We start from the raw sequence: 19,007 nt of genomic DNA, 5'->3' as shown, positions 1-19,007 counted from the left end.
GGCCACGCCGAGACGCGTTAATATTTGAAATTATTTTTCCACAGGGATTGGTAACTTGGCCGGATACCCCCATCCTGTCGCGCACAATCCAAGAGGTGATTGATGCGCGCCAACACGTCTGATTCACAAGACACCGATACCGCTACACAACCCATCACAGTCACTCGTTTGCGCTGGCTGGAACTGCTGAGCAAATACCGCCAGCCGCTCGGCCTGGTGGTGACCTTGCTGCTGTTCGCCATTGCCCTGGTCGCCTGCCGCCACCTGCTTAGCGAGCTGGATTTCTACGCCCTGCACGACTCGATCCTGGAAGTACCCAAGCCGGCGCTGCTCGGCGCACTGGGCGCGACCATCGTCGGCTTCATCATCCTGCTCGGCTATGAGTGGTCCGCCAGTCGTTATGCCGGGGTCGATCTTTCCGGGCGCACCCTGGCCCTGGGCGGATTCACCGCTTTCGCCATCGGCAACGCCATCGGCCTGTCGCTGCTCTCCGGGGGCTCGGTGCGCTACCGGCTTTATGCTCGGCATGGCTTGGGGGCCGCCGACGTCGCCCACATGACCCTGTTCGCCAGCCTGTCCCTGGGCTGTGCCCTGCCGCCCCTGGCCGCCCTGGCGACCTTGAGCAACCTGCCCGCCGCCTCGACGGCACTGCGCCTGCCCGAGGGCCTGCTGGCCGCCATCGCCATTGCCGTACTGCTGCTCGGCGCGGTGCTGGCCATGGGGCTTTATCGCCGCCGCCTGCCGGAACAGCCCCTGCGCGATAACCTGCTGGTGCGGATCGGCCGTCGCACCCTGCGCCTGCCCGGCCCCCGCCTGACCTTGCTGCAACTGGTCATCACCGCCCTGGACGTGGCTGCGGCCGCCACCGTGCTGTACCTGCTACTGCCCGAGGCCCCGCCCTTCGGCGCATTCCTGCTGGTCTACCTGCTGGCCCTGGCCGCCGGGGTGCTCAGCCATGTACCGGGTGGCGTCGGGGTGTTCGAGGCGATCCTGCTGGCGGCCTTCGCCGACAAGCTGGGAGCTGCGCCACTGGCGGCGGCCCTGTTGCTGTATCGACTGATCTACGTCGTGCTGCCGATGCTGGTGGCCTGCGTGCTGCTGCTGATCAACGAAGCCCAGCGCCTGTTCCAGACTCGCCAAACGCTGCGCGCGGCATCGGGCCTGGCGGCTCCGGTCCTCGCGGTGCTGGTGTTCCTCTCCGGCGTGGTGCTGCTGTTCTCCGGCGCCACCCCGGAAATCGATACCCGCCTGCAACACATCGGCTTCCTGATTCCCCATCGCCTGGTGGACGCTTCGCACTTCGGCGCCAGCCTGATCGGAGTGCTCTGCCTGCTGCTGGCCCAGGGCCTGCGTCGGCGCCTGTCGGCCGCCTGGATGCTCACCACCATCCTGCTGCTGGTGGGCGCCGTGCTGTCCCTGCTCAAGGGTTTCGACTGGGAAGAAGCCTGCCTGATGACCCTGACCGCCAGCCTGCTGGCCGTCTTCCGTCGCTCGTTCTATCGCCCTAGCCGCCTCACCGAGCTGCCGTTCTCGCCGCTGTACCTGGTGGCCAGCGTCTGTGTGCTCGGAGCGTCGATCTGGCTGTTGCTGTTCGCCTACCAGGACGTGCCCTACAGTCACCAACTGTGGTGGCAGTTCACCCTCGACGCCGATGCTCCACGGGGCCTGCGCTCGCTGCTGGGCGCCGCGGTCCTGCTGCTGGTGGTATCCCTGACCTGGCTGCTGCGCACCGCGCGCCCGGTGATCCACCTGCCCACCGGCGACGAACTGGACAAGGCAGCGAAGATCCTCATGGCCTCCTCCCAGCCCGACGGTGGCCTGGCGCTGACCGGTGACAAGGCTTTGCTGTTCCACCCCAACGACGATGCATTCCTGATGTATGCCCGCCGCGGTCGCAGCCTGGTGGCGCTGTATGACCCCATCGGCCCGACCCAGCAACGCGCCGAGATGATCTGGCAGTTCCGCGACCTGTGCGATGTGCACCATGCGCGCCCGGTGTTCTACCAGGTACGGGCGGAGAACCTGCCCTACTACATGGACATCGGCCTGACCGCGATCAAGCTCGGCGAAGAGGCCCGGGTCGATCTCAAGCGCTTCGACCTGGAAGCCAAGGGCAAGGAAATGAAGGACCTGCGCTATACCTGGAACCGAGGTACCCGCGACGGCCTGTCGCTGGAGATCCACGAGCCCGGGCAAGCGCCGATGGACGAACTGAAGGTGATCTCCGATGCCTGGCTGACCGGCAAGAACGTCCGGGAGAAGGGTTTTTCCCTGGGCCGTTTCAGCGACGACTACCTCAAGTACTTCCGTATCGCGATCATTCGTTTTGAAGGACGCCCGGTGGCCTTCGCCAACCTGCTCGAGACCTATAGCCACGACCTGGCCAGCCTCGACCTGATGCGCGCGCATCCGGATGCTCCGAAGCTGACCATGGAGTTCATGATGGTCGGCCTGATCCAGCATTATAAAAATCATGGATATGCCCGCTTCAGCCTGGGGATGGTGCCCCTTTCCGGCCTGCAACCGCGCCGTGGAGCACCGCTGACCCAACGCCTGGGCTCGATGGTGTTCCGTCGCGGCGAGCAGCTCTACAACTTCCAGGGCCTGCGCCGCTTCAAAGACAAGTTCCAGCCCGACTGGGAACCCCGTTACATGGCCGTGCCGGCCGGGCTGGACCCGCTGGTCGCACTGGCCGACACCGCCGCCCTGATCGCGGGCGGCCTGACTGGATTGGTGAAACGCTGATGATTCGACGTACTTGGCGGTACCTGCTGGCCACCCTGGTGGTGCTGGCACTGATCGCAGGTGGTGGCTATTGGTGGTGGAATCGCCCCGCGCCCGAGCCGACCCTGGAGCAATTGCCCCAGGCCGATGGCTCGACCCTGACCCGTGTAACCCCCGGCACCAAGGCCAAGGCCCGCGTGGTGGTCGCCGTACTGCCGGATTCGACCCTGAGCGACAAGCAACTGCTGGCCCTGAGCCGCGGCGGCGCAGCGCAGATTGTCCAGGTGATCCTGCCCAAGGACGACTGCAAGCTGCAGGAACAGGCCCTGCAGAACGCCCTGCCACAGTTGGCCGGGCCCGCGACCCTGGTCAGCGGCATCGGCCCGGGTGCCGCCCTGGCCTGGCGCTGGATCGCCGCGCAAAACGACGACAAGGCCCAGGCGGTATCGGTGGGCTTCACCATCGACCCGGCGCCCGGCTGCACCGACCCGCTGCCCAAGACCATGAGCCATGGCCATTGGCTGGTGGCCTGGAACGACAACCCGGATGACGAAAGCGCCGGCTTCGTACGCGACACCCCCAATGCCACCACCAGCATCAGCGACTACGACGTCCACCTGCCCCAGGTGCTGAACAACGAACTGCGCAAGCTGCTGGTGGGCTCGGACAACGGCGGCCTGAACATTCCCGTGGTGGAAGTCCCGGCCGGCCAGGCCAAGGACACCGTGACCCTGTTCCTCTCGGGCGATGGCGGCTGGCGCGACCTGGACCGCGACGTGGCCGGGGAAATGGCCAAGCTCGGTTATCCGGTGGTGGGTATCGACACCCTGCGCTACTACTGGCAGCACAAGACCCCGGAGCAAAGCGCCACCGACCTCACCGAACTGATGCAGCACTACCGGCAGAAGTGGGGCACCAAGCGTTTCGTCCTGACCGGCTACTCCTTCGGCGCCGACGTTCTGCCGGCCATCTACAACCGCCTGCCGGAAGCCGAGCAGCAGCGGGTCGACGCCATTATCCTGCTGGCCTTCGCCCGCACCGGCAGCTTCGAGATCGAAGTCGAGGGCTGGCTGGGCAACGCTGGCAAGGAAGCCGCCACCGGGCCGGAAATGGCCAAGCTGCCAGCAGCCAAGGTGGTGTGCATCTACGGCGTTGAAGAGGTCAACGAGAGTGGCTGCACCGACAAGACCGCCGTTGGCGAAGCGATGAAACTGCCAGGCGGCCATCACTTCGACGAGAACTACCCGGCCCTGGCCAAGCGCCTGGTGGAGATCATCGAGAAGCGCCAGGCCAAGGATCAGGCAAGCGCTCAGGAATGAGCTGACACTGGCCACAAAAAAGCCCCCGTTGCCTCAGGCAGCGGGGGCTTTTTGTTTGGGCGGCCTCAGATCTCGACCTGGGTGCCCAGCTCGATCACCCGGTTCACCGGCAGCTTGAAAAAGCGTAGGTTGCCGTTGGCGTTCTTCAACATGAAGGCGAACAGCACTTCGCGCCAGCGGGCCATGCCCACCAGCTTGGAGGCGATCACCGTCTCGCGGCTGAGGAAGTAGGTGGTGCGCATCGGACTGAAGTCCAGCTCGTCCAGGTGACACAGCTTCAGGGCCTCGGGCACGTCCGGCTCGTCGGTGAAACCAAAGTGCAGGATCACCCGGAAGAAGCCTTCGCCATAGGAATCCACCTCGAACCGGCGCTGGGCCGGCACCCGTGGAATGTCCTCGTAAACCACCGTCAACAACACCACTTGCTCATGCAGCACCTGGTTGTGCAGCAGGTTATGCAACAAGGCATGGGGCACGGCGTCCGGGCGGGCGGTAAGGAACACCGCGGTACCCTGGACCCGGTGCGGTGGCTGCACGCGGATGCTGCCGATGAAGATCGGCAATGGCAGGCCGCCTTCGTCCAGGCGGTCCACCAGCAGCTCCTTGCCGCGCTTCCAGGTGGTCATCAGGACGAACAGCACGATCCCCGCCAGTACCGGGAAGGCACCGCCCTGGACGATCTTCGGCACGTTGGCGGCGAAGAACAGCCCATCCACCAAGAGGAAACCCAACAGCACTGGCAAGGCTAGCACCGGCGACCATTTCCACAGCAGCAGCATTACCGCCGACACCAGGATGCTGGTGATCAGCATGGTGCCGGTCACCGCCACGCCATAGGCCGACGCCAGGGCACCGGAGGATTCGAAGCCCAGCACCAGCAGGATCACCCCCACCATCAGCGACCAGTTCACCGCACCGATGTAGATCTGCCCTTGCTCGGCGCTGGAAGTGTGCTGGATGTACATCCGCGGGATGTACCCCAGCTGGATGGCCTGGCGGGTCAGGGAGAAGGCGCCGGATATCACCGCCTGGGAAGCGATCACCGTGGCCAGGGTCGCCAGCCCCACCAGTGGGATCAGCGCCCAGCCCGGTGCCAGCAGGTAGAACGGGTTGCGCGCAGCCTCGGGGTTTTCCAGCAGCAATGCGCCCTGGCCGAAGTAGTTCAGCACCAGCGCCGGCAACACCAGGGCGAACCAGGCCCGGGCGATGGGCTTGCGCCCGAAGTGACCCATGTCGGCATACAGCGCCTCGGCACCGGTCAGGGCCAGTACCACGGCCCCCAGGATCGCCACGCCCATGCCCGGATGGGAGATGAAGAAGCGCACGGCCCATACCGGGTTCAACGCCTGCAACACTTCCGGATGCTGGGCGATGCCATGGATACCCAAGCCCCCAAGGACCAGGAACCAGGCCACCATCACCGGACCGAACAGCTTGCCGATGCGATCGGTGCCGTGCTTCTGGATCAGGAACAGGGCTACCAAGACCACCAGGGCCAATGGCACGACCCAATGCTCCAGGCCACTGAACGCCAGCTCCAGCCCCTCGACCGCCGAGAGCACCGAAATCGCCGGGGTAATCATGCTGTCGCCATAGAACAACGAGGCGCCGATCAGGCCAAGGATCACCAGCACCGAGCGCAAGCGCGGATAGGGCGCCGATGCCCGACGGGCCAGCGCCGTCAGGGCCATGATCCCGCCCTCGCCCTGGTTGTCGGCACGCAGGATGAACAACACGTACTTGATCGAGACGACCCAGACCAGCGACCAGAAGATCAGCGCCAGGATGCCGAACACACCATCGTGGTTGACCTGGACGCCATAACTGCCGGAAAAGACTTCTTTGAGGGTATAGAGCGGGCTGGTACCGATGTCGCCATAAACCACCCCTACCGCGGCGACCAGCATGCTCAACGGCCGCGCGGCCGAATGCTCGGCGTCCGCCGCCTGACTACTTGCCTGACCCATCCAATACTCCTGATTCCAGACCCGGCTTCTTAGAATGAAACGCTATGCTTTGGTATTGCAGCATGTGCGGCTTTACTTGTTGTTACAGACGTTTGATTGACTGAAAGAATTCGCCTATGTGCAACGGCGCGAAGCATAGCGCAGCACTCGTCGTATTTCCCTGCATAAAGCTGGTCAAGTGCGCTGCTCATCGCTAGAATTGCGCACTTTTTGATCAGAGGCGCCCCAAACGCCCGTTCACCGCCAGCGCATCCATGCAGATCGCCGAGCGGCCAGACACCTATACCGAGGTTAGACATGTCCACCCCTACCGCGCCAGCCAACCCCAAGGTCGGCTTCGTTTCCCTGGGTTGCCCCAAGGCTCTGGTCGATTCCGAGCGCATCCTCACTCAACTGCGCATGGAAGGCTATGACGTGGTATCCACCTACCAGGATGCCGATGTCGTGGTGGTCAATACTTGCGGCTTCATCGACTCGGCCAAGGCCGAATCCCTGGAAGTGATCGGCGAAGCCATCAAGGAGAACGGCAAGGTCATCGTGACCGGCTGCATGGGCGTGGAAGAAGGCAACATCCGCGAGGTGCACCCCAGCGTGCTGGCCGTAACCGGACCGCAGCAGTACGAGCAAGTGGTCAGCGCCGTGCATGAAGTAGTACCGCCCAAGCAGGACCACAACCCGCTGATCGACCTGGTGCCGCCGCAAGGCATCAAGCTGACCCCACGGCACTACGCCTACCTGAAGATTTCCGAAGGCTGCAACCACAGCTGCAGCTTCTGCATCATCCCGTCGATGCGCGGCAAGCTGGTCAGCCGCCCGGTGGGCGACGTGCTCGACGAAGCCCAGCGCCTGGTCAAGTCCGGGGTCAAGGAGTTGCTGGTGATCTCCCAGGACACCAGCGCCTACGGCGTCGACGTCAAGTACCGCACCGGCTTCTGGAACGGCGCGCCGGTCAAGACGCGCATGACCGAGCTTTGCGAAGCCCTGAGCACCCTGGGCGTCTGGGTCCGGCTGCACTATGTCTATCCATACCCGCACGTCGACGAGCTGATCCCGCTGATGGCCGCCGGCAAGATCCTGCCGTACCTGGACATCCCGTTCCAGCACGCCAGCCCGAAAGTGCTCAAGGCCATGAAGCGCCCGGCCTTCGAGGACAAGACCCTGGCCCGGATCAAGGCCTGGCGCCAGGTCTGCCCCGAGCTGATCATCCGCTCCACCTTCATCGTCGGTTTCCCCGGCGAAACCGAGGAAGACTTCCAGTACCTGCTGGACTGGCTGACCGAAGCCCAGCTGGACCGCGTCGGCTGCTTCCAGTACTCGCCGGTGGAAGGCGCCCCGGCCAACGACCTGGACCTGGAAGTGGTGCCCGATGACGTCAAGCAGGATCGCTGGGAGCGCTTCATGGCGCACCAGCAGGAAATCAGCTCGGCACGCCTGCAACAGCGCGTCGGCAAGGAAATCGAAGTACTGATCGACGAAGTCGACGAGCAAGGCGCCGTGGGCCGCTGCTTCTTCGATGCTCCGGAAATCGACGGCAACGTCTTCATCGACAATGCCAGCCACCTGAAGCCGGGCGACAAGGTCCGCTGCCGGGTGACCGACGCCGACGAGTACGATCTCTGGGCCGAGATCCTATAAGGCATAAAAAACCGCCAAGCCCCGCTCTCGCGACGAGATGCGGGGCTTTTTTAGGTCTATCGTTTGCTCTGGAATGCGCTTCAACCTCGGCCCAAGGAGCAGGCGGCATGCGCCAACATCCAGTCATCCATACCCCGAAATTCAGCGACTACCCGGAACTGACCCAGGTCTGGGAAGCCTCGGTGCGCGCCACCCACGACTTTCTCCCGGATAGCTATATCGAGCTGTTGAGGAACCTGGTGCTGACCCGCTACCTGGATGCGGTGATGCTGATCTGTACCCGCGACCAGCGCCAGCGCATCAGTGGTTTCGCCGGGGTCGCGGCGGGCAAGGTGGAAATGCTGTTCATTCATCCGGACCACCGCGGCCAGGGGCTGGGCCGGCAGTTGCTGCACTACGCCGTGGAACACCTGAACGCCATCCAGCTGGACGTCAACGAACAGAACCCCCAGGCCCTGGGGTTCTACTTCAAACAGGGTTTCGAGATCGTCGGTCGCTCGGAACAGGATGGCATGGGCCAGCCCTACCCTTTGCTGCACATGCGCCTGAAACAGCCGCAGGCGCAGGCGCGAAGCGGCTAATGGCCACAGCCGGTGAATGGACCCGCATCAACCGGCGCTGGGCAGGTACAATAGCTGCCCTCTTTTGCAACGGCCCCTGTCATGACCGACCCGATTCGTCTTTCCAAACGCCTCATCGAGCTGGTTGGCTGCTCCCGCCGGGAGGCCGAGCTGTTCATCGAAGGCGGCTGGGTCACCGTGGATGGCGAAGTCATCGACGAGCCACAGTTCAAGGTCGGCGCCCAGAAGGTGGTCCTCGACCCCGAGGCCAAGGCCACCGCTCCGGAGCCTGTGACCATCCTGCTCAATGTGCCCGCCGGCCAGGACCTGGAAAGCGCCCGGCTGTCGATCAGCGCCGCCAGCCTGTCGGATGAGCATCGCTTCGGCAAACGCCCCCTGCGCGGGCATTTTGCCCGCCTCAATGCCTGCGACGACCTGCAACCCGGCGCCAGCGGCCTGTTGGTGTTCACCCAGGACTGGCGGGTTCAGCGCAAGCTCAGTGCCGATGCCTCCAGGATCGAACAGGAATACCTGGTCGAGGTTTCCGGGCAGATGATCGAGCACGGCTTCAATCGCCTGAACCACGGCGTGACCTACAAGGGCCGCGAGCTGCCGCCGGTGAAGGCCAGCTGGCAGAGCGAGAACCGCCTGCGCTTCGCCCTGAAGAATCCGCAACCCGGGGTGATCGCGCTGTTCTGCCAGGCCGTAGGCCTGCAGGTCATCGCCATCCGCCGGATCCGCATCGGCGGCGTATCGATCGGCAAGGTGCCGCTGGGCCAGTGGCGCTACCTGTCGGCCAAAGAGAAATTCTGAATTCCCCAGCCCCTGCCCTCGTTCGGTACAGGTGCACAGACCAGGACCTCAACATGATCCACAACGACGTACTGCGCAGCGTGCGCTACATGCTCGACATCAGCGACCAGAAGATGGTCGATATCATCAAGCTCACCGGTTTCAGCGTCAGCCTGGAAGAAGTCGTCAGCTACCTGAAGAAGGACGAGGAAGAGGGCTTCATGCGCTGCCCGGACCAGACCATGGCGTACTTCCTCGATGGCCTGGTGATCTTCAAGCGCGGCAAGGATGACAGCCGCCCGCCGCTGCCGATCGAACTGCCGGTGACCAACAACATCATCCTGAAGAAATTGCGCGTGGCCTTCGAGCTCAAGGAGGACGACATGCATGCCGTGCTCAAGGCGGCCAACTTCCCGGTGTCCAAGCCGGAGTTGAGCGCCCTGTTCCGCAAGTTCGGACACAACAACTACCGGCCTTGCGGTGACCAGTTGCTGCGCAACTTCCTCAAGGGCCTGACCCTGCGCGTGCGCGGCTAAGTCAGGCGACCATGACCTACAGCGTCTCCCCCATCGGCTTCGTGCGTTCCTGTTTCAAGGAGAAGTTCGCCATCCCGCGCCAGCCGCAACTGGCACCCGCCGCCCGCGGTGTGCTGGAGCTGGTGCCACCTTTCGACCAGGGCGACGCAATCCAGGGGCTGGAGCAGGTCAGCCATGTCTGGCTGCTGTTCCTCTTCCACCAGGCCCTGGAGGACAAGCCACGACTCAAGGTGCGTCCGCCACGCCTGGGAGGCAACAAGTCCATGGGCGTCTTCGCCACCCGGGCCACCCACAGGCCCAACGGCATCGGCCAGTCGGTGGTCAAGCTGGACCGGGTCGAGGCGGATCGCCTGTGGATTTCCGGCATCGACCTGCTCGATGGCACGCCCATCCTCGACATCAAGCCCTACGTGCCTTATGCCGACATCGTCACCGGGGCCAGCAATCAAATCGCCAGCACCGCGCCGCTGCTCATTCCGGTGCAATGGCAACCCCAGGCCCTGGAACAAGCACGGCTGCACGCCTTGCGCCTGCAGGAGCCATTGCTGGAACTGATCGAGCAGTGCCTGGCCCAGAACCCTCGTCCGGCCTATCAGGTGCCCAGCCCGGAACGCGAGTACGGTGCCCAGTTCTGGGACCTGGACGTGCGCTGGCATTACCCCGAGCCCGGACTGATCCGGGTATTGGCAGTGGTGCCGGCCAACTGATCCTGCGCAAACAAAAAAGCCCGCGCTGCCTTCACAGGCAACGCGGGCTTTTTGCAGGATGCGAGACGCTTATTTCTCGACGAAGGCGCGCTCGATCAGGTAGTCACCCGGCTCGCGCATGCGCGGCGACACGGTCAGGCCGAAGCTGTTGAGCACTTCACTGGTTTCTTCCAGCATGCTCGGGCTACCGCACAGCATGGCGCGGTCGTCCTGAGGGTTGATCGGCGGCAGGCCGATGTCGCGGAACAGCTTGCCGCTGCGCATCAGGTCGGTCAGGCGGCCTTCGTTCTCGAACGGTTCGCGAGTCACGGTGGGGTAGTAGATCAGCTTCTCGCGCAGGGCCTCGCCGAAGAACTCGTTCTGCGGCAGGTGCTCGGTGATGAACTCGCGGTAAGCGACTTCATTGACGTAGCGTACGCCGTGGCACAGGATCACTTTTTCGAAACGCTCGTAGGTTTCCGGATCCTGGATCACGCTCATGAACGGTGCCAGGCCGGTACCGGTGCTGAGCAGATAGAGGTGCTTGCCAGGCTTCAGGTCGTCCAGTACCAGGGTTCCGGTTGGTTTCTTGCTGATGATGATCTCGTCGCCTTCCTTCAGGTGCTGCAGCTGGGAGGTCAGCGGACCGTCGGGAACCTTGATGCTGAAGAATTCGAGATGCTCTTCCCAGTTCGGGCTGGCAATGGAGTAAGCACGCATAAGCGGACGGCCGTTGGGCTGTTGCAGGCCGATCATCACGAACTGACCGTTCTCGAAGCGCAGGCCCGGATCGCGGGTGCACTTGAAGCTGAACAGAGTGTCGTTCCAGTGATGAACACTGAGGACACGCTCGTGGTTCATGTTGCTCATGTACAGGGACTCCTAGAAATTGCCTGCGCCGACCATGAGCGCAATTGCACAGCATTCTAATGGCAGCGACAATATCTGTTAACTGGATTATTAAGATAAGGGTTATCGGTTATATAGATATGCGATTCACTCTCCGTCAACTCCAGGTTTTCGTCGCCGTCGCCCAGCAAGAGAGCGTCTCCCGGGCCGCCGGACTCCTTGCCCTGTCGCAATCGGCAGCGAGTACCTCGATCACCGAACTCGAGCGCCAGTCCAGCTGCCAGTTGTTCGATCGGGCCGGCAAACGCCTGAGTCTCAACGCCCTGGGCAAGCAATTGCTGCCTCAAGCCGTGGCACTGCTGGACCAGGCCAAGGAAATCGAAGACCTGCTCAATGGCAAGTCAGGTTTCGGCTCGCTGTCGGTGGGCGCGACCCTGACCATCGGCAATTACCTGGCGACCTTGCTGATCGGCAGCTTCATGCAGGTGCACCCCGAAAGCCAGGTCAAGCTCCATGTGCAAAACACTGCGCACATCGTGCAACAGGTCGCCCACTACGAAATTGATCTGGGTCTAATCGAGGGCGACTGCAATCACCCGGACATCGAAGTGCAAAGCTGGGTCGAGGACGAGCTGGTGGTGTTCTGCGCACCGCAACATCCGCTGGCCAAACGTGGCCACGCCACCATGGAGGAACTGACTCGCGAAGCCTGGATCCTTCGCGAACAGGGTTCGGGAACACGGTTGACCTTCGACCAGGCCATGCGTCACCACCGTAGTGCGTTGAACATTCGCCTGGAGCTCGAACACACCGAGGCCATCAAGCGCGCCGTGGAGTCGGGATTGGGGATTGGCTGCATCTCAAGGCTGGCGCTGCGCGATGCGTTTCGTCGCGGCAGCCTGGTACCGGTGGAGACACCGGGCCTGGACCTGGCCAGGCAGTTCTATTTCATCTGGCACAAGCAGAAATACCAGACTTCGGCCATGCGTGAGTTCCTGGAACTGTGCCGTTCGTTCACGGCAGGCGTGCGACGCAGCGACGAGATAGTGCTGCCAAGCATTCCCTAGATCAGGATCACCGCCCAGACGATGGTGATCATGCTCAGGGCGACGAACTGCGCGGCGCTGCCCATATCCTTGGCGTTCTTCGACAACGGATGGCGATCCAGGGAAATCCGGTCGATGGCCGCCTCCACCGCCGAGTTGAGCAGCTCGACGATCAGCGCCAGCAGGCACACGGCGATCAACAACGCCCGCTCGACCCGACTGACGTTGAGCAAGAAGCTCAGGGGGACGAGGATCACATTGAGCAGTACCAGCTGCCGAAAGGCCGCCTCGCCTGTGAAAGCCGCGCGCAAGCCGTCGAAGGAATAGCCTGCGGCATTGAGGATACGTTTAAGACCGGTTTGACCTTTGAAAGGCGACATAAGCAGAGCAACTGAAAAGAAGGAGTGAGGAAACTAGTTCAACAAAAGTCAAAAAAGCGTGAACGAACCGCCGATCAATGACCGGAAATTGACTCAAGTTGTTGCAAGAGCAGCGCCGCCTGAGTCCGGGTACGAACGCCCAGTTTGCGGAAGATCGCGGTCACATGGGCCTTGATCGTCGCCTCCGACACATTCAGCTCATAAGCGATCTGCTTGTTCAGCAAGCCTTCGCACACCATGGTCAGAACCCGGAACTGCTGGGGTGTCAGGCTCGCCAGGCCTTCGCTGGCTGCCTTGGCCTCTTCCGAGACGCTGACTTCTTCGAAGGCTTGCGGCGGCCACCAGACATCACCATCCAGCACGCTGCGCACGGCTTGCTGGATAACCTCCAGGGAGCTGGACTTGGGAATGAAGCCACTGGCACCGAACTCGCGGGAGCGGACCATGACGGATGCTTCTTCCTGGGCCGAGACCATCACAACCGGAATCTGCGGGTACTGGCCTCGCAGTAGCACCAGTCCGGAAAAGCCATAGGCGCCGGGCATGTTCAGGTCCAGGAGGACCAGGTCCCAATCGGCTTTTTCGGTAAGGCGGGTTTCCAGTTCGGCGATGCTCGCCACTTCAACCAGGCGCACGTCGGAACCCAGGCCCAAGGTAACGGCCTGGTGCAGCGCACTGCGAAAAAGCGGGTGGTCATCGGCAATCAGGATGTCGTATGTGGCCATTTTTCAGATGATCCTGTTTTCATGGCAGGACTGATGCATTCAATCCTCACCAAAGCACGGGGCTCGCCAGAATGCGGCACCCAAAGAGCACGAACGCCGCGAAAAGCCTGAGTAAAACGGCGGTTCAAACAGCGCTGGCGCCCTAACCGGCGCCAAGCATGCCCAGCGAAGCCGGGGTGGTCAAGTTCGAAGCTTTGCGGCATCTTGGCCAGCTAACTAATAAGAGAGCCATCATGCGCAGCCAAGCCTTGCGTGCCGACGCCCTGATGCTGGTCACCGCAGTGATCTGGGGCTCGGCCTTTGTCGCACAAACCTCCGGCATGAATCACATCGGCCCCTTCCTTTATTCCGGCCTGCGTTTTGCCCTTGGATCGCTATGCCTGCTACCCCTGGTGCTGCGCCGCCCGCCCCACGACCGACCACCCGAACCCATGCTCACCCGAGGCCTGCTGCTGGGGGGCGTGCTCATGGGCCTGGCGCTCGCCCTGGGGATCAACCTGCAACAAGTCGGGCTGATGTTCACCAGCGTCACCAATGCCGGATTCATCACTGGACTGTATGTCATTGTAGTGCCACTGCTGGGCTTGCTGATCGGCCAGCGGACCGGGCTGGGTACCTGGCTTGGCGCGGTACTGGCCGTGCTGGGCATGTTCCTGTTGAGTGTCGGCGACAATTTCCATGTCGCGCCGGGCGACTGGCTGCAACTGATCGGCGCTTTCGTCTGGGGCGGACATGTGATCCTGGTGGGTCTCTTTGCCAGTCGTCACGATCCGATTCGCCTGGCCTTCCTGCAGTTCGCCACCTGCTCGGTGGCGAGCCTGGTCCTTGCGTTGTGCCTGGAGCCAATCCATTGGCCTGCCATAATCAGCGCCGGGCCAGCCATTCTTTATGGTGGAGTGGTTGCCGTCAGCATCGGCTATACCTTGCAGGTGATCGCACAGAAAGACGCCATTGCCTCCCATGCAGCCATCATCTTGTCCCTGGAAGCGGTATTCGCAGCCATTGCCGGAGCCTGGCTGCTGGATGAATCACTGCAAATGCGCGGCTACATCGGCTGCGCCCTGATGCTCATGGGAATGCTGGTGGCGCAACTCTGGCCCCTGGTCCCAAAAATAAACGCCGGGACTACACAAAAGGCTTGAGCCGGGCATGGACCTCGTCGTCCGGATCGATCGCCTTCTGGAATTTCGCCGACAGGTAGTGGGTGCTGAACACATCGAGATAGGCATCCAGTACCTGGCTGACCTGCTCGTCGCCGGCCAGCTCCAGGCATAACGCCGCCACCTCCGCCGTACAAAAGTGATCGTCGCGCTTGGAGCGGCGCAGCTTGTAACGTGAAAGCCGCTCGGACGAAAGGCTCAGCACCGGCAGATGTTCCAGGTACGGGCTCTTGCGGAACATCTTGCGAGCTTCGCTCCAGGTGGCGTCCAGCAGGATGAACAGGGGACGCTTGCCCTCCTGGCGCCGGACCTCGGTAACCACCCGCTGCGGCGCCACGAACTCCCCCGGAAACACGATATACGGCTGCCATTGCGGATCGGCCAGAAGCGCCAGCAACTGTGGATCCACCTCGGTGCGCGACCAGTGAAACGCCGAAGTGTCGGCAACCACGTCGGCGATCAGCCAGCCGGTATTGCTCGGTTTGAGCGGTTCGACATCGTGCATCACCAGGCACATGGCCGAGTCGGCCGTGACCTTGGGTCGCCAGGCACACAGGCAATGGCTGGGGATCACCCGGCAACGCGGGCAGCGTTCAGCCCGGGAACCACGGGCGACAAAAGGCTTGAGCACGCGAGCCATACGCTGGTCGCGTAGACGGGAAACCGCATGGCTCATCGCTGGCCACACCGGCAAGAGGGGGGAATCGACACAAAAATGACTCGAAGAGGAAAAGTCGCGCAAGTTTATCAGAGCTATCTATGCAAACCTGTACCGCCTTCCTGACTCTGCACCTATAATCCGACGCCACTGAACGCACAGTCGAGTGACGGGTCGAAACATCAGTCACTGCACCAGGAGAGTTTCATGTTGCGCTTTACCATTCCTACCGTCGCCCTTCTGCTGGCCCTGCCCCTGGGTGCCCAGGCGGCGTCGCTGCAAGAATTCGAACTGAGCAAGATGCTGGAGAAGGTCGCAGCGGAAAGCAACATCGGCACTCCCCGGGAAATCAACGAAAACATCCTTGACCAAGGGTACACCGTCGACGGCAAGGAGTTGATCAACCACTTGAGCGTCCAGGCTGCCCACGCCGCGCAAATGCGCGCCAACCCCAAGGCCGTCTACCTGCAACTGGGAGCCAGCGTCTGCCGCAACCCTAATTATCGCAAACTGATGGCCAAGGGCGCGGTCATGCGTTACGAGTTCACCGAGAACCGGACCAATCGCCCGGTGGCCTCCGCGCGCTTCCAGGAATCGGACTGCCCATCACAAGGCGCCCCAAAGAAGAAATGATCAATCGTGGGCTGCGCGCCGCTGCTGATCGTCGGCGCGCAACTCCGCCACCAGAGCCTGCAAATAAGGCGAAGGCCGTTCCTCTCCCGCCAAACGACGGCGACACTCCTCCTCCAGGCTCAATCGATGGGCTGCCGCGGCTTCCTGTAATACTTGGTAGAGCTGCGGATCGATATCCAGCGTGACCGTGGTCATCCATTGCCTCCATGCGCCTGGCCGATGCCGACAAAAACCATGCAAACCTCGCCCCGGACTCGCTTCCAGATCATGCGCTACCACTTAGTAAATCAGAGCCTGCAAGCGCTGCCGCTTCTTCTGATAAGCGGCGCGCACAGCTGAAAAATCAGCAAGAAGCAGTTGCCAGCCAAGACTTCATGGGCACATGATCGAGCCATGTTAAGAGATTCCCGATGATTGCCCACGGCGGTTCAGGAGGCCGTCAACCGCGTCTTGCAGTGCACGTTTTTCTCAAATAAAGGAAAGCAGGACCTCTGAGGGCGAGCCGGCCACGCCCCACAATCGCCAGTCGTGACCGGCTCGAAGAACTGCCCAGGCCGCCAGCCTGGCAGACGGCGACACAGGCAGTGTCGTGGCGCGCTGGTACATGCCGGGCGTGCATCAGGTTCTGTGCAGAAGGAGAAGCTGAATGCCCTACCAAACGAATGAGCTGCTGGCCCGCCACTTTCAAAGCAATGGCATCGACTTCACGAGCCAGGTCGAAAAGCAACTTACCCTGATTGCCCCCAACAGCCCGAACATCCCTCTTTATCGCGATATGGTCCTTACCGTGCTGCGCATGGCCGAAGAGGACCTCAACCGCTGGAACGCCAAGATCACCTTGCAGGCCCTACGGGAACTGGAGCACGCCTTCAGGGTGCTCGAGCAATTCAAGGGCCGGCGCAAGGTAACGGTGTTCGGCTCGGCCCGTACGCCCAGCGAACATCCGCTGTATGCCATGGCCAGGGAACTGGGGGCGGCCCTGGCTCGCTCTGACCTGATGGTCATCACCGGAGCCGGCGGCGGCATCATGGCCGCGGCCCACGATGGTGCCGGATTGGAACACAGCCTGGGCTTCAACATCACCCTACCCTTCGAACAGCACGCCAACCCAACCGTTGGCGGTACCGAAAACCTGCTGTCATTCCACTTCTTCTTCACCCGCAAGCTGTTCTTCGTCAAGGAAGCCGACGCCCTGGTGCTGTGCCCCGGCGGCTTCGGCACTCTCGATGAAGCCCTCGAAGTGTTGACCCTGATCCAGACCGGCAAGAGCCCGCTGGTACCCGTGGTGTTGCTGGACACTCCCGGAGGGCAGTTCTGGCAAGGCGCCCTGGATTTCATCCAGAACCAACTGGAAGCCAATCGCTACATCCTGCCCAGTGACATGAAGCTGATGCGCCTGGTGCACAGCACCGAAGAAGCGGTACAGGAAATCCAGCAGTTCTATGCCAACTTCCACTCCAGTCGCTGGCTCAAGCAGCAGTTCGTCATCCGCATGAACCACAACCTCAATGAGCAGGCACTGCAGAGGATGCACAAGGAGTTCGCCGACCTGTGCCTGAGCGGCCAGTTCCACCAGCATGCCTACAGCGCCGAAGAGCAGGACGACGTGCAATTCAGCCATCTGGCGCGGCTGTCGTTCGCTTTCAATGCCCGTGACAATGGCCGCCTGCGCGAGCTTATCGACTTCATCAACCGGCCGGAAAACTGGTCCAGGCAACAAGCCAAGGCCGCACCACGAGAAAGGGAAACCAGCAAGGCCAACTGATCGACACCCTCGCCCGCTGCTTCATGCGGCGGGCAAGCTCTCAATCATCCAGGCCGCGACGGCTCAACACGCGATTGATCATTTCCACGGGGTATCCACGGTATGCCAGGAAACGTCCTTGGCGGGCACGCTCCCGGGCATCGGCTGGTAGCTGCCCGGCGAACTTGCGCTGCCAGACATCCCGTAGTTGCTCCTGCCAGTCGATTCCGCACTCACGCAAGGCAAGTTCGATATCACTGCGTTGCAAACCACGCTGGCCAAGCTCTTCACGGATGCGCATAGGCCCGTAGCCCGAGCGGGCACGGTAGGAAATGAAGCTTTCGAGATAGCGGGATTCGGACAACAAACCCTCTTCCGTCAAGCGGTCGAGAGCAGTGTCGATCATTTCAGGAGAGGCGCCGCGCTGACGCAACTTGCGCGTCAGCTCGACTCGACCATGCTCGCGTCGCGCGAGCAGGTCCATTGCAGCTCGCCGCACCGCGACGAGGGTATCGAGTACGGCGATCATGGGGCCAATCAGAAGTCAGCGTCGGCCATGTCGTCTTCGGTCTCTTTGACCGGGTTGGACTTGAGGTCCGGCGAACCGCTCAACAGCTTGTCGCGGATCTGCTTCTCCAACGCGTTGCCGATTTCCGGGTTGTCCTGCAGGAACTTGGCCGAGTTGGCCTTGCCCTGGCCGATCTTGTTGCCCTGGTAGCTGTACCAGGCACCGGATTTCTCCAGGAAGCCATGCAGCACGCCCAGGTCGATGATCTCGCCGTTGAGGTAGATGCCCTTGCCGTAGAGGATCTGGAACTCGGCCTGGCGGAAAGGTGGAGCCACCTTGTTCTTGACGATCTTGACCCGAGTTTCGCTGCCCACCACCTCGTCGCCTTCCTTCACCGCGCCGGTACGGCGGATGTCGAGACGAACGGAAGCGTAGAACTTCAGGGCGTTACCACCGGTGGTGGTTTCCGGGCTACCGAACATCACGCCGATCTTCATACGGATCTGGTTGATGAAGATAACCAGGCAGTTGGCGTTCTTGATGTTACCGGTGATCTTGCGCAGCGCCTGGGACATCAGGCGGGCTTGCAAGCCCACGTGCATGTCGCCCATCTCGCCTTCGATCTCGGCCTTGGGTACCAGGGCCGCCACGGAGTCGACGATGATCACGTCAACCGCATTGGAACGCACCAGCATGTCGGTGATTTCCAGGGCCTGCTCGCCGGTATCCGGCTGGGAAACCAGCAGGTCGTCGACATTGACGCCCAGCTTGCCAGCGTATTCCGGGTCCAGGGCATGCTCGGCGTCGACGAACGCGCAGGTAGCGCCGGCTTTCTGTGCCTGGGCGATGACCGACAGGGTCAGGGTAGTTTTACCGGACGACTCAGGACCGTAGATTTCAACGATACGGCCTTTCGGCAGGCCGCCAATGCCCAGAGCGATGTCCAGACCCAGAGAGCCAGTGGAAATGGCCGGGATCGCCTGGCGGTCATGATCGCCCATACGCATTACGGCACCCTTGCCGAATTGACGTTCGATCTGACCCAGGGCCGCAGCCAAGGCTTTCTTCTTGTTGTCGTCCATTAA

19 protein-coding genes are annotated in these 19,007 nt (G+C 62.2%); 11 read left to right on the top strand and 8 right to left on the bottom strand.

Going from position 1 to position 19,007, the window contains the following annotated elements; genetic code table 11:
* The first annotated feature begins 102 nt into the window (after positions 1-102).
* Together mprF and H7A76_RS07105 are read left to right on the top strand one after the other, a co-directional pair.
* Positions 103-2,745, top strand: coding sequence for a bifunctional lysylphosphatidylglycerol flippase/synthetase MprF (gene mprF / locus H7A76_RS07110; protein WP_185697855.1), 2,643 nt, complete (start codon positions 103-105; stop codon positions 2,743-2,745).
* Positions 2,745-4,043, top strand: a complete 1,299-nt coding sequence (locus tag H7A76_RS07105; protein WP_185697854.1) for a virulence factor family protein — start codon at positions 2,745-2,747, stop codon at positions 4,041-4,043. The genes mprF and H7A76_RS07105 overlap by 1 nt, the downstream gene beginning before the upstream one ends.
* Positions 4,044-4,108: 65 nt before the next feature.
* On the opposite strand, the gene H7A76_RS07100 is transcribed toward H7A76_RS07105, so the two are convergent.
* The gene (locus H7A76_RS07100; protein ID WP_409297283.1) at positions 4,109-5,950 is read right to left on the bottom strand and encodes a potassium transporter Kup; all 1,842 of its coding nucleotides are present in this window, start codon (positions 5,948-5,950) and stop codon (positions 4,109-4,111) included.
* Between the two features lie 357 nt (positions 5,951-6,307).
* Here H7A76_RS07100 and rimO point away from each other — a divergent pair, with 357 nt between their 5' ends.
* The 5 genes from rimO (at position 6,308) to tsaA (ending at position 10,240) form a co-directional block, all read left to right on the top strand.
* Positions 6,308-7,645 (top strand): 30S ribosomal protein S12 methylthiotransferase RimO, encoded by a 1,338-nt coding sequence (gene rimO, locus H7A76_RS07095; protein ID WP_185697852.1) that lies wholly within the window; start codon positions 6,308-6,310, stop codon positions 7,643-7,645.
* A 107-nt stretch (positions 7,646-7,752) separates the two neighbouring features.
* A complete protein-coding gene (locus tag H7A76_RS07090) occupies positions 7,753-8,226 on the top strand; it encodes a GNAT family N-acetyltransferase (RefSeq protein WP_152896802.1) in 474 nt (157 codons plus the stop codon).
* A gap of 81 nt (positions 8,227-8,307) precedes the next feature.
* Positions 8,308-9,018, top strand: a complete 711-nt coding sequence (locus H7A76_RS07085; protein ID WP_185697851.1) for an rRNA pseudouridine synthase — start codon at positions 8,308-8,310, stop codon at positions 9,016-9,018.
* Between the two features lie 53 nt (positions 9,019-9,071).
* Entirely contained in the window at positions 9,072-9,533 is a 462-nt protein-coding gene (locus H7A76_RS07080; protein ID WP_185697850.1) for a DUF1456 family protein, read from the top strand.
* A gap of 11 nt (positions 9,534-9,544) precedes the next feature.
* Positions 9,545-10,240: a tRNA (N6-threonylcarbamoyladenosine(37)-N6)-methyltransferase TrmO gene (gene tsaA, locus H7A76_RS07075; RefSeq protein WP_185697849.1), complete on the top strand. Its 696-nt coding sequence runs from the start codon at positions 9,545-9,547 to the stop codon at positions 10,238-10,240.
* 69 nt (positions 10,241-10,309) lie between these two features.
* On the opposite strand, the gene fpr is transcribed toward tsaA, so the two are convergent.
* Positions 10,310-11,089: a ferredoxin-NADP reductase gene (fpr, locus tag H7A76_RS07070; protein WP_016966062.1), complete on the bottom strand. Its 780-nt coding sequence runs from the start codon at positions 11,087-11,089 to the stop codon at positions 10,310-10,312.
* Between the two features lie 119 nt (positions 11,090-11,208).
* Here fpr and H7A76_RS07065 point away from each other — a divergent pair, with 119 nt between their 5' ends.
* Positions 11,209-12,135 carry a LysR family transcriptional regulator gene (locus tag H7A76_RS07065; RefSeq protein ID WP_185697848.1) on the top strand — a complete coding sequence of 309 codons (927 nt, stop codon included), beginning with the start codon at positions 11,209-11,211 and terminating at the stop codon, positions 12,133-12,135.
* Here the strand turns inward: H7A76_RS07065 and H7A76_RS07060 are convergent.
* A complete protein-coding gene (locus tag H7A76_RS07060; RefSeq protein ID WP_176719838.1) occupies positions 12,132-12,500 on the bottom strand; it encodes a diacylglycerol kinase in 369 nt (122 codons plus the stop codon). The genes H7A76_RS07065 and H7A76_RS07060 overlap by 4 nt on opposite strands.
* Positions 12,501-12,568: 68 nt before the next feature.
* Positions 12,569-13,219, bottom strand: coding sequence for a response regulator transcription factor ErdR (gene erdR / locus H7A76_RS07055; protein WP_185697847.1), 651 nt, complete (start codon positions 13,217-13,219; stop codon positions 12,569-12,571).
* Positions 13,220-13,452: 233 nt separating this feature from the next.
* On the opposite strand from erdR, the gene H7A76_RS07050 reads away from it, so the two are divergent.
* A complete protein-coding gene (locus H7A76_RS07050) occupies positions 13,453-14,361 on the top strand; it encodes a DMT family transporter (protein WP_185697846.1) in 909 nt (302 codons plus the stop codon).
* Here H7A76_RS07050 and H7A76_RS07045 read toward each other — a convergent pair.
* Positions 14,345-15,055, bottom strand: coding sequence for a tRNA-uridine aminocarboxypropyltransferase (locus tag H7A76_RS07045; RefSeq protein ID WP_185697845.1), 711 nt, complete (start codon positions 15,053-15,055; stop codon positions 14,345-14,347). The genes H7A76_RS07050 and H7A76_RS07045 overlap by 17 nt on opposite strands.
* 189 nt (positions 15,056-15,244) lie before the next feature.
* Between H7A76_RS07045 and H7A76_RS07040 the strand changes: the two genes are divergently transcribed.
* Positions 15,245-15,670 (top strand): quorum-sensing-regulated virulence factor family protein, encoded by a 426-nt coding sequence (locus tag H7A76_RS07040; RefSeq protein WP_185697844.1) that lies wholly within the window; start codon positions 15,245-15,247, stop codon positions 15,668-15,670.
* On the opposite strand, the gene H7A76_RS07035 is transcribed toward H7A76_RS07040, so the two are convergent.
* Complete coding sequence (locus tag H7A76_RS07035) at positions 15,671-15,865, bottom strand: hypothetical protein (RefSeq protein WP_185697843.1); 195 nt, start codon at positions 15,863-15,865, stop codon at positions 15,671-15,673. It lies immediately after the preceding gene.
* A 451-nt stretch (positions 15,866-16,316) separates the two neighbouring features.
* On the opposite strand from H7A76_RS07035, the gene H7A76_RS07030 reads away from it, so the two are divergent.
* Positions 16,317-17,435 carry a TIGR00730 family Rossman fold protein gene (locus H7A76_RS07030; protein WP_185697842.1) on the top strand — a complete coding sequence of 373 codons (1,119 nt, stop codon included), beginning with the start codon at positions 16,317-16,319 and terminating at the stop codon, positions 17,433-17,435.
* A gap of 40 nt (positions 17,436-17,475) precedes the next feature.
* On the opposite strand, the gene recX is transcribed toward H7A76_RS07030, so the two are convergent.
* Together recX and recA are read right to left on the bottom strand one after the other, a co-directional pair.
* Positions 17,476-17,943, bottom strand: coding sequence for a recombination regulator RecX (recX, locus tag H7A76_RS07025; RefSeq protein ID WP_185697841.1), 468 nt, complete (start codon positions 17,941-17,943; stop codon positions 17,476-17,478).
* A gap of 8 nt (positions 17,944-17,951) precedes the next feature.
* Positions 17,952-19,004, bottom strand: coding sequence for a recombinase RecA (gene recA, locus H7A76_RS07020; RefSeq protein WP_068580539.1), 1,053 nt, complete (start codon positions 19,002-19,004; stop codon positions 17,952-17,954).
* Positions 19,005-19,007 lie beyond the last annotated feature (3 nt).

Origin of the sequence: Pseudomonas sp. MSSRFD41, from assembly GCF_014230245.1 — a bacterium.
GTDB lineage: Bacteria > Pseudomonadota > Gammaproteobacteria > Pseudomonadales > Pseudomonadaceae > Aquipseudomonas > Aquipseudomonas piscis.
Note: the sequence above shows the minus strand (reverse complement) of the source record. Positions and strands in the feature narration are given on the sequence as shown.

What these genes read in the sequence shown, in the direction of transcription:
- mprF (WP_185697855.1), top strand. Translation starts at nt 103, where the DNA reads ATGCGCGCCAACACGTCTGATTCACAAGACACCGATACCGCTACACAA.
- tsaA (WP_185697849.1), top strand. Translation starts at nt 9,545, where the DNA reads ATGACCTACAGCGTCTCCCCCATCGGCTTCGTGCGTTCCTGTTTCAAG.
- rimO (WP_185697852.1), top strand. Translation starts at nt 6,308, where the DNA reads ATGTCCACCCCTACCGCGCCAGCCAACCCCAAGGTCGGCTTCGTTTCC.
- erdR (WP_185697847.1), bottom strand. Translation starts at nt 13,219, where the DNA reads ATGGCCACATACGACATCCTGATTGCCGATGACCACCCGCTTTTTCGC.
- H7A76_RS07045 (WP_185697845.1), bottom strand. Translation starts at nt 15,055, where the DNA reads ATGAGCCATGCGGTTTCCCGTCTACGCGACCAGCGTATGGCTCGCGTG.
- H7A76_RS07040 (WP_185697844.1), top strand. Translation starts at nt 15,245, where the DNA reads ATGTTGCGCTTTACCATTCCTACCGTCGCCCTTCTGCTGGCCCTGCCC.
- recX (WP_185697841.1), bottom strand. Translation starts at nt 17,943, where the DNA reads ATGATCGCCGTACTCGATACCCTCGTCGCGGTGCGGCGAGCTGCAATG.
- fpr (WP_016966062.1), bottom strand. Translation starts at nt 11,089, where the DNA reads ATGAGCAACATGAACCACGAGCGTGTCCTCAGTGTTCATCACTGGAAC.
- H7A76_RS07100 (WP_409297283.1), bottom strand. Translation starts at nt 5,950, where the DNA reads ATGCTGGTCGCCGCGGTAGGGGTGGTTTATGGCGACATCGGTACCAGC.
- recA (WP_068580539.1), bottom strand. Translation starts at nt 19,004, where the DNA reads ATGGACGACAACAAGAAGAAAGCCTTGGCTGCGGCCCTGGGTCAGATC.
- H7A76_RS07080 (WP_185697850.1), top strand. Translation starts at nt 9,072, where the DNA reads ATGATCCACAACGACGTACTGCGCAGCGTGCGCTACATGCTCGACATC.
- H7A76_RS07030 (WP_185697842.1), top strand. Translation starts at nt 16,317, where the DNA reads ATGCCCTACCAAACGAATGAGCTGCTGGCCCGCCACTTTCAAAGCAAT.
- H7A76_RS07035 (WP_185697843.1), bottom strand. Translation starts at nt 15,865, where the DNA reads ATGACCACGGTCACGCTGGATATCGATCCGCAGCTCTACCAAGTATTA.
- H7A76_RS07050 (WP_185697846.1), top strand. Translation starts at nt 13,453, where the DNA reads ATGCGCAGCCAAGCCTTGCGTGCCGACGCCCTGATGCTGGTCACCGCA.
- H7A76_RS07085 (WP_185697851.1), top strand. Translation starts at nt 8,308, where the DNA reads ATGACCGACCCGATTCGTCTTTCCAAACGCCTCATCGAGCTGGTTGGC.
- H7A76_RS07105 (WP_185697854.1), top strand. Translation starts at nt 2,745, where the DNA reads ATGATTCGACGTACTTGGCGGTACCTGCTGGCCACCCTGGTGGTGCTG.
- H7A76_RS07090 (WP_152896802.1), top strand. Translation starts at nt 7,753, where the DNA reads ATGCGCCAACATCCAGTCATCCATACCCCGAAATTCAGCGACTACCCG.
- H7A76_RS07065 (WP_185697848.1), top strand. Translation starts at nt 11,209, where the DNA reads ATGCGATTCACTCTCCGTCAACTCCAGGTTTTCGTCGCCGTCGCCCAG.